This window comes from Aliiroseovarius sp. ABM4_368, assembly GCF_056161205.1.
Genome location: NZ_JBSWYR010000004.1, coordinates 455709 through 465340 on the forward strand (window position 1 = coordinate 455709; position 9632 = coordinate 465340).

General features: G+C 55.7%; 13 protein-coding genes and 1 tRNA gene. 7 read left to right on the plus strand and 7 right to left on the minus strand.

Translation table 11 applies throughout. The features are described 5' to 3' along the window. Positions 1–3 precede the first annotated feature (3 nt). Positions 4–126 carry a hypothetical protein gene (locus ACXAH3_RS14270; RefSeq protein WP_474862759.1) on the minus strand — a complete coding sequence of 41 codons (123 nt, stop codon included), beginning with the start codon at positions 124–126 and terminating at the stop codon, positions 4–6. Positions 127–329: 203 nt separating this feature from the next. Between ACXAH3_RS14270 and ACXAH3_RS14275 the strand changes: the two genes are divergently transcribed. Both ACXAH3_RS14275 and ACXAH3_RS14280 read left to right on the plus strand, forming a co-directional pair. Then, complete coding sequence (locus tag ACXAH3_RS14275; protein ID WP_474862760.1) at positions 330–1295, plus strand: acetyl-CoA carboxylase carboxyltransferase subunit alpha; 966 nt, start codon at positions 330–332, stop codon at positions 1293–1295. Between the two features lie 87 nt (positions 1296–1382). Next, positions 1383–1718 carry a carboxymuconolactone decarboxylase family protein gene (locus tag ACXAH3_RS14280; RefSeq protein ID WP_474862761.1) on the plus strand — a complete coding sequence of 112 codons (336 nt, stop codon included), beginning with the start codon at positions 1383–1385 and terminating at the stop codon, positions 1716–1718. Positions 1719–1721: 3 nt separating this feature from the next. On the opposite strand, the gene ACXAH3_RS14285 is transcribed toward ACXAH3_RS14280, so the two are convergent. The 4 genes from ACXAH3_RS14285 to ACXAH3_RS14300 are packed head-to-tail and all read right to left on the minus strand — an operon-like array spanning position 1722 to position 4637. Next, a complete protein-coding gene (locus ACXAH3_RS14285; RefSeq protein ID WP_474862762.1) occupies positions 1722–2327 on the minus strand; it encodes a pyridoxamine 5'-phosphate oxidase family protein in 606 nt (201 codons plus the stop codon). Then, positions 2327–3061 carry a lysophospholipid acyltransferase family protein gene (locus ACXAH3_RS14290; protein ID WP_474862763.1) on the minus strand — a complete coding sequence of 245 codons (735 nt, stop codon included), beginning with the start codon at positions 3059–3061 and terminating at the stop codon, positions 2327–2329. Before ACXAH3_RS14290 ends, ACXAH3_RS14285 begins: the two co-directional genes overlap by 1 nt. Continuing rightward, complete coding sequence (locus ACXAH3_RS14295; RefSeq protein WP_474862764.1) at positions 3061–3966, minus strand: cell division protein FtsX; 906 nt, start codon at positions 3964–3966, stop codon at positions 3061–3063. Before ACXAH3_RS14295 ends, ACXAH3_RS14290 begins: the two co-directional genes overlap by 1 nt. After that, the gene (locus tag ACXAH3_RS14300) at positions 3963–4637 is read right to left on the minus strand and encodes a cell division ATP-binding protein FtsE (RefSeq protein ID WP_474862765.1); all 675 of its coding nucleotides are present in this window, start codon (positions 4635–4637) and stop codon (positions 3963–3965) included. The genes ACXAH3_RS14295 and ACXAH3_RS14300 overlap by 4 nt, the downstream gene beginning before the upstream one ends. 157 nt (positions 4638–4794) lie before the next feature. Here ACXAH3_RS14300 and ACXAH3_RS14305 point away from each other — a divergent pair, with 157 nt between their 5' ends. Beyond that, positions 4795–5871: a zinc-ribbon domain-containing protein gene (locus ACXAH3_RS14305; RefSeq protein WP_474862766.1), complete on the plus strand. Its 1077-nt coding sequence runs from the start codon at positions 4795–4797 to the stop codon at positions 5869–5871. Between the two features lie 55 nt (positions 5872–5926). On the opposite strand, the gene ACXAH3_RS14310 is transcribed toward ACXAH3_RS14305, so the two are convergent. Next, positions 5927–6003: transfer RNA gene (locus ACXAH3_RS14310), tRNA-Met, on the minus strand. 145 nt (positions 6004–6148) lie between these two features. Between ACXAH3_RS14310 and ACXAH3_RS14315 the strand changes: the two genes are divergently transcribed. Then, positions 6149–6661, plus strand: a complete 513-nt coding sequence (locus ACXAH3_RS14315; protein WP_474862767.1) for an acyloxyacyl hydrolase — start codon at positions 6149–6151, stop codon at positions 6659–6661. Between the two features lie 2 nt (positions 6662–6663). On the opposite strand, the gene ACXAH3_RS14320 is transcribed toward ACXAH3_RS14315, so the two are convergent. Beyond that, the gene (locus ACXAH3_RS14320; RefSeq protein WP_474862768.1) at positions 6664–7344 is read right to left on the minus strand and encodes a cyclic nucleotide-binding domain-containing protein; all 681 of its coding nucleotides are present in this window, start codon (positions 7342–7344) and stop codon (positions 6664–6666) included. A 442-nt stretch (positions 7345–7786) separates the two neighbouring features. On the opposite strand from ACXAH3_RS14320, the gene ACXAH3_RS14325 reads away from it, so the two are divergent. The 3 genes from ACXAH3_RS14325 to ACXAH3_RS14335 all read left to right on the plus strand — a co-directional run bounded on the left by ACXAH3_RS14325 (position 7787) and on the right by ACXAH3_RS14335 (position 9398). Further along, entirely contained in the window at positions 7787–8053 is a 267-nt protein-coding gene (locus tag ACXAH3_RS14325) for a hypothetical protein (protein ID WP_474862784.1), read from the plus strand. Between the two features lie 68 nt (positions 8054–8121). Beyond that, positions 8122–8673 (plus strand): GSCFA domain-containing protein, encoded by a 552-nt coding sequence (locus ACXAH3_RS14330; protein WP_474862769.1) that lies wholly within the window; start codon positions 8122–8124, stop codon positions 8671–8673. Further along, on the plus strand, positions 8670–9398 hold the full coding sequence (locus tag ACXAH3_RS14335) for a hypothetical protein (protein WP_474862770.1): 729 nt from the start codon (positions 8670–8672) through the stop codon (positions 9396–9398). Before ACXAH3_RS14330 ends, ACXAH3_RS14335 begins: the two co-directional genes overlap by 4 nt. The last annotated feature ends 234 nt before the right edge of the window (positions 9399–9632 follow it).

Here is a 9632-nt window from a genome sequence, read left to right on the forward strand (position 1 = left end):
ACCTCAAAGACCGGGCAGAGTGTGGGACGTGGCAACCGCTGCAAAGCAAAGCGACATCAGCAAAACCAAATAGCTGGCCGTTAAGGCGCGAAAGGCGGTTCTTCGGGCGAAAATAGGTTGTGTCATGGCTTTGCTTCCTTCGCGTTTGGCGCGCAGCATCTGCGGCTTTATTCCAACCGACCCTATCGGTCATCTGACCAACTAACGCGCGAGCCGCTACATTCCGTCGCTGGAAATGGCATTTCAGGCGGCCTTGATCCTTGCGCCCCGTTGCAAAGCGGCTTCCCAAGGGTCATATAGTCATGAACATTGTGTAATCAGGCAGGCCCATGACCAACTATCTTGAGTTCGAAAAACCGCTGGCTGAAATCGAAGGCAAAGCAGAAGAGCTGCGCGCGCTTGCCCGCAACAGTGAAGAGATGGACATCGAAGGCGAAGCGCAAGCGCTGGATGCCAAGGCCGACAAGCTGCTGAAAGAACTGTACGAGGGTCTGACCCCCTGGCGCAAATGCCAGGTGGCGCGTCACCCCGACCGCCCGCATTGCCGGGATTACATCAACGCTCTGTTTACCGAATACACCCCTCTGGCTGGCGACCGGAACTTTGCCGATGACCACGCGGTCATGGGCGGTCTAGGCCGCATCGGCGACATTCCGGTCGTCGTGATGGGTCAGGAAAAGGGCCACGACACCAAGACCCGCATCGAACGCAATTTCGGCATGGCCCGCCCCGAAGGCTATCGCAAAGCGATCCGCCTGATGGATTTGGCCGACCGCTTTGGCTTGCCCATCGTGACCCTCGTGGACACGCCCGGCGCCTATCCCGGCAAAGGGGCCGAAGAGCGCGGCCAATCCGAAGCGATTGCACGCTCGACAGAACGCTGTCTGAACCTGAAATCCCCGATCATCTCGGTCATCATTGGCGAAGGTGGTTCTGGCGGTGCGGTAGCACTTGCCACGGCAAACTCGGTCATGATGCTGGAACACTCCATCTATTCTGTGATCACGCCCGAGGGCTGCGCCTCGATCCTGTGGAAAAATGCAGAAAAGATGCGTGAAGCCGCCGAAGCACTGCGCCTGACCGCGCAAGACCTGAAGCAACTGGGTGTGATCGACAAGATCATCTCGGAACCTATGGGCGGTGCCCAACGTGGCCGCGATGAAACCATCGCGGCAGTTGGCAAGGCCATTGAGGCCGAGTTGAAGAAGCTGATCAAACGTCAGGACGGCGACAAGCTGCTAAAGGAACGTCGCGAAAAATTCCTGAAAATGGGCTCGAAAGGTCTGGCGGCTTAATCTTCCGGATCACGCTTTCGTGGGGCGGGTTGGAAGCCCGGCCCGCGTCCTCAATATTCATGGGACCACATTTCAGGAGGGACTCCCGTGGATTGGAAAGAATTTCTTGCAGAAACCGAAGGCAATATTGGACATCTGGCCAAGGACGTTCCGGCCACGATGAAAGGTTTCGGTCAGATGGGTACGGCGGCGAAGACCGAAGGCGCGCTCAGCGAAAAAACCAAAGAACTTATTGCCCTAGGTATTGCCATTTCAACCCGTTGCGACAGCTGCATTGGCTTTCACGTTCGGTCTCTGGTCCGTCTGGGCACCACGCTCGATGAGTTGAACGAGGCCCTAGCCATGGCCACCTATATGGGTGGCGGCCCGTCGTTGGCATACAGCGCCAAAGCGCGTGAGGCGTATGAGCAGTTCAGCGCCTGACGCCTACCACATCGTCGTTTTCGCGCGTTTAGGCCATTCTGTATCATAGGTGGCCCCGTCGAATTCGCCCGAGGTCATTTCTTTCAGCATGTCACCCACGCTGGGCAAGTTGGCGCTTTCGTCGCCCGCCGTCCAAAGCCCTGAGCGCATGATGGCGCGGGCGCATTGGGAATAGACCTCGTGGATGCGGATCACAGCCACGGTCCGGGGCTGTTTGCCTGATTTCTCGAACCGGGCGCGCAGATCAGAATCGGCGGTTAGCTTGGCTTTGCCATTCACGCGAACGACGTTACTTGATCCCGGCACCATGAACATCAGCGACACGCGTGGATCACGCACCATATTGCGCAGGCTGTCGATGCGTTCGTTGCCGCGCCAATCCGGCAAAGCGAGGTGGTGTTCATCCAGCTCAAGCACCACGGGGCCATCGTCGCCGCGCGGGCTGCCATCGGTTCCCTCGGGCCCCACGGTTGTCAGAATGCAGAACCGCGAGGACGTGATCCATTTGCGATAGGTTGGGGTCAGGCGATCCGCAACCTTAACCAAGGACGCCTCGCCGGGCGTGCCATAGAGAGCTTCCAGATCTTCGGTTGTTTCGATGAAGTCCATCAGTCCCCCTGTTTCAACCCCGCCTCAGCCATCAACGCGTCAGACCCGGTTTCCACCGCGTCCTCGACCTGCTCCATAAAGGCATCCAGTTGAAGCCCGGGCTCGATCTGGTCGTGGAATTCTAGAACTGCAAGACCAGGATAGCGCATGATCCCGTGGCGCTTCCAAAACACACCGACATTGGTCGATGCGGGCACAACGGGTTGATCGGTTTCCTTGTACAGAACACCAATCCCAACTTTATAAGGCTTCTTGGCCCCCGCCGCGACACGCGTGCCTTGTGGGAAAATCACCATCTGTCCGGGCTTACTGCGCCCTTCCTTCACGGCGGCGACCATTTGCTTCATGGCCGCCCCCTTCTTGCCGCGGTTCACCGGGACCGAGTTGGTATAGATGGCGTAAATGTTGATAATTGGCGCCCATTTCAGCTGGCTTTTATAGATGAACTTCAAGCGCGGCAGGACCGAGGCCAGCAAAAGGATATCGAAGAACGACTGGTGTTTCGCGGCGATCAAAACCTCGCCCGTCGGCACCTCGCCGCGGATTTCGCTTTTCAGACCGACCATCCACGAAGCTGTCCAGCGCACCCAATTGCAATAGAAATGGATCACCTTGAAGGCGTTGTCGCGCTTGATCCAGACAAGCGGCACGCCGACAAAGCCCACAATCGGCAACATGATGTACATCTGCGTGATGAACAACAGGGACCGCAGCCATTGGATTGCGTTACGCATCAGCGTTTCTCCTGCAGGACGGTCTGGGCGGTGCGCCGGGTCGCAAGGAAGGCCACAAGTGCGGCAAAGGGCGGGATCAGAACGGGCCACAGCCACTGCCAGCCCTGCAAGCCCAGCCCAGTCAAGAAACCACCCTCAGCGCCGGCCGAGGGCAGCAAGACCAGCGTCAGCGCGCCCAAAACGGTGCCGGCGGCGGACCCGCCAAGCGCGCGCAAGGTAAAGCGGCGCACAAAGGCGTGGGCGATGTAGCTGTCGCGCGCGCCAATCAGGCGCAGCACGCGGATCACTTGCTCATTGGCCGACAGAGCAGCCGAGGCCGCCAGCGTAATCACCACACCCGCAAGTGCTGCGATCAAGACAATCGCCAGCCAACCCAAAGACCGCAGACGCTTGGCGGCTTTCACCAAAGGTTCACGCCAACGGGCGTGGTCGTCCAGAATAGCGCCGGGGGCCTCGCCCGCCAAGCGGGCGCGCAAACCGTCTGCATCAAAGCCGTCGTCATCCTCGATCACCTCGACCAAGCGCGGGATCGGCAGGCGATCCAACGGCAGGTCCGGGCCGAACCAAGGCTCTAATAATGCGCGCTGTTCGTCTTCTCCCAAGGGGCGGGCCTCTTTCACGCCGGGGGTGGTCGCCAAGATCTCGGTCACGGCTAGCAATTGCGCATCCATCTGATCAGCTGGGGCAGAAATACGGATGGTCGCGCTTTTGGCCAGCGCGTCGCCCCAGCGGTCAGCCAGTCGTCCAGTCGCCAATGACAGCGCCAAGGCGAACACGGCCAAAAACGCCATCGCAGCGGACGCAAACACCGTCAAGCGTGCGGTAAATCCGGTCGGGGGAACCACGCGATCGGCCTGAGCATCACCGGACAGAAAACGAAGCAGGTTAGGCAGAAATGTCTTCACAGCGCTGCCCCCGCCGCTGTCACCTGATGGTTCGAGATCCGCAGCACTCGCGCCTGAACTTGCGACTTGGCCGACCGGATCAGGTTCATATCATGGGTGGCAATCATCACGGTCTTCCCCATGCGGTTCAGCTCTACCAGCAACTGAAGCAAACGGATGGACATGTCCCAATCCACGTTCCCTGTGGGTTCATCCGCCAAGATCACATCCGGCGACATGATCACCGCCCGCGCCAAAGCCGCACGTTGCCGTTCACCACCTGACAACTCGGGTGGTTTCGCATTCGCTTGCTGTTCCAACCCGACCCAAGCCAAAAGGTCTTGCAGTTCGGACGGATCATGAAGTGACCGGCCCGACACGGTCAGCGGCAGCATGATGTTTTCCGCCAAGCTCAGATGATCCAGAAACTGACAATCCTGATGCACGACACCGATACGGCGGCGCATTTCTGCCACGTCATCACGCTGCATCATGCGCACGTTTTGACCAAACAGCGCGACGGCGCCCTGCTCGGCGACCAGTTCACCATAGCATAGCTTCATCAAGGTGGTCTTACCGGCCCCAGATGGCCCTGTCAGAAAGTGAAACGATCCTTGCGCCAGTGACATGTTCACACCGGACAACAACGTCCCGGTGCCATAGCCATAGGCGACCTGTTCCAGCTCGATCAATTTGATGCCCTCGTGCTTAGTTGTCGCCAGTTGTGCCTCAGCTAGACGATTGTTTCAATGTGCGACACAGGAGTGTTTGATTTTCACAAGATATTTGCTCATATTACTCTTGATTAAGGCGAGTAGTATCCAGGCTGTTTCAGGGGAATAATAAAAAATGCGTTTGGTTTGCCCAAATTGCGGCGCACAATACGAAGTCGATGATCGCGTAATGCCCGAGATGGGGCGCGATGTTCAGTGTTCGAATTGTGGTCATGCGTGGTTTTTCACACCTCCTCTGCCGTCCTCGGCTGCGCCTGAAGATACACCCGAACCGAAGATCGAGATCCCTGCACCCGCTCCGACCCCGGTCCGCGAAGAGTCTGAACAGGCTGCCGACGCCAATCCGGCCCCCGAGGAAACGCAAGAACCCGATCAAGAGACAACCTTGGACAGCGCCCCGGATACTACCCCTGACGAGGTAGAAAATGCTAACGCATCGACGCCGGACGAGCCGGTTTCCGACGATGAACCAAGCAACGACGCACCTGAAGAAACCTCTGACACTTCGTCCAATGCCGAGGCGCAGGAAGAAACCAACGTCGAGCCGCCGGTAGATCAAGAGCGCGTCGAAGACGAAAATGATGTAGCAGAGCTAACCGCCATTCCTGCCGCCGTCGCTGCGGCGGCCCTTCCGCGCAAAGAGGTCAGCGAAGAGGTCAAACAGATCCTTCAAGAGGAAGCCGAACACGAGCTGCGCGCCCGCGAGACCGAGAGCCAAAGCTTGGAAACCCAGCCTGATCTGGGGCTGGATGCGGCACAGGACGACAGCGACGAAGCGCTTGCCGAACGTGTTCGGCGCATGAAAGAAGACGAAGAAATTGTCGAGGAAGAGATCCAGGAAAAGGATCTGAAAAGCCGCGACATGCTGCCGGACATTGAAGAGATCAACTCGACCCTCGACGCCCCGGACGATGCAGGCGAGGCGACGATCGACCTTGGTACAGCCGCAACGACTGCGACTGACAGCGGTAACGGCTTCCGCCGTGGCTTCAGTCTGTCAATTTTGTTGGCGGTGATTCTGGTCTGCCTCTATGTCCTCGCACCAAATATCGCCGAGCGGTTCCCACAAACGCAGGGTATGCTTGAACAGTACACCGCCATGGGCGACAGCGCCCGCCTTTGGCTGGAAAGTGCGATGCAAGCCGCCATCGAAAAAATGCGCGGGTTGATGGCTTCTTCACCCGAAGGATGACGTAACAAAAAAACCCTTCCTTTTCAGGAAGGGTTTTTGACCGGAAACCGGATTTTGGTTGCGGGAGCAGGATTTGAACCTGCGACCTTCAGGTTATGAGCCTGACGAGCTACCGGGCTGCTCCATCCCGCGCCAGTAGTGTGGTGTGTATAGTCCCCGTTTTCGGGAAGCTCAAGCGCAATCAGCAAAAAAAACTGTTACAAAATGCGTCTTGCAAACTGGGTGGGTGACTCCGCCCGCAAGGTTCGCTAAGTCTTTGGCAACAAATGAGGGTTTCATGGACGGCACACTCGCCATTTTGTTTCTGCTGACAGGATTGATCGACATGTGGGTCAATCACTGTGATCGCGGCTGCGTCAAACCAGCCGTCGAAATTGCGCGCCACACCGTGGCGGCAGGCAACCTCATCTTCGAAGCAGATTCGATTGGGGGCGAGGTTTACTATCGCCACGATCTTCCCGTCAGTTTCGGCCCCTTCCGCCCAGTTGTCGGCGTATCCGTCGATAGCCTTGGAGACGTCTGGATCGGTGCTGGTGCGGTGAACGAGTTTCGGATGCCTAGCGGGCCTGGCTATGCTGAATTCAGCTTTATCCCCGGCTGGTGGATGCGTTCCAACGATGGACCGCGTCTTGGCTATCCTGTCGAGTTCAGATCAGGGATCGAAGCGGGCGCATATCGTTCATCCGGGGAACGCATCGGCGTATCATTGGATCACCGTTCGAACGGCGGACTGGGACATCCAAATCCCAACCCCGGTCTGGAAACGCTGCTTTTGCGCTATGGTCAATAGGATCACACCGCTTCGGCAGAACTGCTAACGTGGTCAATGTCCGGCGAACCCGCCTTCGCCACCTTATGCGCCAGATCAAGCGAGATCATCGCATCCAACGCCAGCCGAAACCGCGTGTCTCGTGCAGCACGTCTGCGAAGCCCCTTCACATCCCAGCACAAAAGCTCGCCATCGTCTGCCATCAATGTGGTGGCGGATGCGTCTTCTTCGGTCAGGAAGGCCACCTCTCCCACGAAATTCCCGCTTTGCATATAGAACACACTGCCGCACTTGCGGATCTCGACACGCCCCGAAATGACATAGTACAGGGTCGAGACACCAGCACCGGCATTGGTCAGAACATCACCTCGAGTGCGTTTTTCGCGGTTGGCCATCAACATCAACTGACGAAAGTCACCCGGAGGCAGTGCGCCAAATGCGGGGTACAGATCCTTATCACGTTTGGGGATCGACCATTTGGACTTTCGAATAAGAAGGCTGGTCAGGCCGATAACATTCGCGGTGCCCGTTGCAGCACTGGCCCATATCGCTGCCCAAAGCGGCGTGTCCGCAACAACAGCATAGTACCAGACATACAGCCCCGTCCCAATCAGCAACATCACCCGCAAAGCGATCTGATTGATGATCAGATAGCCCAATACAAAGGTGGCTGCTGCGGCCAGAACCAAAATGTCTGAATACACAAGATGGCTCGTCTAGTTGATATGAACGACGCGCGGCGCAACTTCGGATGATCAATGAACTGAATACCTACCCGGCCAGATCACCCAAAAGAACGGCTTTTCGCCAGAGATGTGTGGGCACTCACTCACTGAGTGTAGAGATCCTAAGGCTTAGACAAAAGCGCTCGCATCTTTGCCCTAATGCGTGAACACATTCTCTAGCTTATGCTTGAATTGCCAGACTGGGTTGAATGGTCAACTGGTCGGTGATAATCGCGTATTGGCCTTAGATTGAATGGCGATTGTAAAAATGAACCCCTATGAGAGCAAGCCCAAGAAGGCGTTCTAGAAGCACGGCATAACTCGAAATCACGGCGATCATTTTCCTGAAATTTATTCTCCGCGTTTCCAGATTGACAAAGATTGGAAGATTGCGGCCGCGGGAAGTTGTTTTGCGCAACACATTGGGCGTCAGTTCAAAGAACGCGGCTATAACTTTCTAGATTTCGAACCTGCACCGCCCCAATTGGCTGCCGAAGATCACCCTAAGCTTGGGTATTCGATGTACTCAGCTTGTTATGGCAACGTTTACTCGATGAACCAGATGTTGCAGTTGTTGCTTCGCGCGAAAGGGCGCTTCAAGCCCCGTGAAGAGTTCTGGGAACAAGGTGGGCGCTGGTATGATCCGTTTCGCCCAAACATTCAGGCTGGGGGATTCAAAAGCTTGTAGGAAGCCCGCAAGGATCGCGCCTTTCATCTGAATGCAGTAAAGCGACTTGCCACCGAAGCGATCTGTTCGTGTTTACCTTTGGATTAACCGAAGCTTGGATCTGCAAAAAGGACCGGGCCGTTTTGCCGACATGTCCGGGTACCGTCGCAGGTGAGTTTGATCCCAAGAAATACGAGTTCCGGAATTTCGGGTTTGCCGAGGTCTTAGAGGCATCGGAGAAATTCATTAAACTTGCTCGGCGCATGAACAAAGATCTCAAGTTCCTGTTCACTGTGTCGCCCGTGCCTCTGACGGCAACAGCAACGGATCAACACGTGCTTCCAGCCTCTGTCTATTCCAAGTCTGTTCTGCGCGCGGTTTGTGGTGAGCTCTATCAAACATACGATTTCGTGGACTATTTCCCGAGCTATGAGTTGGTGGCATCACATCCCATGAAAGGCGCGGCCTTTGCCCCCAATCTACGGCAAGTAACACCTGATGGTGTCGAGCACGTTATGAACCATTTCTTCGGTTTCGAAGAGAAAGAACAACCCTGTTCTGAAGTTGCGGAAAGTTCTGAAGCTCAGGATCAGGACGATGTGGTCTGCGAAGAAATGATGCTAGAGGCGTTCTCAAAATGAAGACTTGGATCACCGGCAACTCACACGTCATGGCCTTAGCGGATGCGCTTAACTCCAATCCTGAATTGTTGCCCAATTCCGAAGCATTTCCCCTGGGGTCCGGACAATACACCCAATCGAGTTTCAGTGCGATAAACAACAATGAGGTCGTCCCAACTGTTGAGCAGTATCAACAGATTTTGATGAAGGTAACCGACCTTCCGCATTTCGATGCCAACGCACGTTGGGGCTTTGTGTTGGGGAGCAACACAACGCGCATAATCAAGCACATGTTCTGGAGTGAGAACGAACCCAGCGCGGTGTGTCATAAAGGTAAGCGGCCAATCTCGACCGCTACGATCGAAGCCATCATCGACAGAGACCAACAACCGGTTCTCGAGTTGCTGGATCACTTCAAGACACGCGGTATAGATGTTTTCGTCATTTCTTGTCCACCATTCAGATCGGATCATTGGTCGCTAAATAGGGCAAAGGGTAAGATCTCGACCTCGGAAGATACCGCCTTGTATTTGGACCAAATGGCACGCGCTCGTTTCGCTTCGAAGCTAGAAAAGATGAACGTTCGCTTCGTCACACCTCCTAAAGACACCATGACTGAGAAAGGTTTTCTGAGGCCGGAATACCGTCGCTTCGACGCGAAATCAGGAAAGCAAGATCGGCATCATGCAAACGCGGAATATGGTGCGAAGATGCTTAAAAGAACTAGAAGGGATCTGGAGACATAGAATTTAACGAAAATGATGCTGAGAACTAACTAATATCGACCAATTATTTAAATTGTCAGAGCACCATGAGCAACACGATCTAGCGTGTCTCTATTCATCGTTCTCTCCACGAGCTGCCCCCCCAACACACGAACGCCGGCGGCTTATTCAGCTACCGGCGTTTTGTGTTTTGTTCATCATTTTGAGAGGATACTTTCTGGTTCTTTATTAGGTTTGGCGGTGACCTACTCTCCC

Coding starts and splice junctions, on each gene's coding strand:
- ACXAH3_RS14270 (WP_474862759.1), bottom strand. CDS start 126: ATGACACAACCTATTTTCGCCCGAAGAACCGCCTTTCGCGCCTTAACG.
- ACXAH3_RS14275 (WP_474862760.1), top strand. CDS start 330: ATGACCAACTATCTTGAGTTCGAAAAACCGCTGGCTGAAATCGAAGGC.
- ACXAH3_RS14285 (WP_474862762.1), bottom strand. CDS start 2,327: ATGGACTTCATCGAAACAACCGAAGATCTGGAAGCTCTCTATGGCACG.
- ACXAH3_RS14290 (WP_474862763.1), bottom strand. CDS start 3,061: ATGCGTAACGCAATCCAATGGCTGCGGTCCCTGTTGTTCATCACGCAG.
- ACXAH3_RS14305 (WP_474862766.1), top strand. CDS start 4,795: ATGCGTTTGGTTTGCCCAAATTGCGGCGCACAATACGAAGTCGATGAT.
- ACXAH3_RS14315 (WP_474862767.1), top strand. CDS start 6,149: ATGGACGGCACACTCGCCATTTTGTTTCTGCTGACAGGATTGATCGAC.
- ACXAH3_RS14335 (WP_474862770.1), top strand. CDS start 8,670: ATGAAGACTTGGATCACCGGCAACTCACACGTCATGGCCTTAGCGGAT.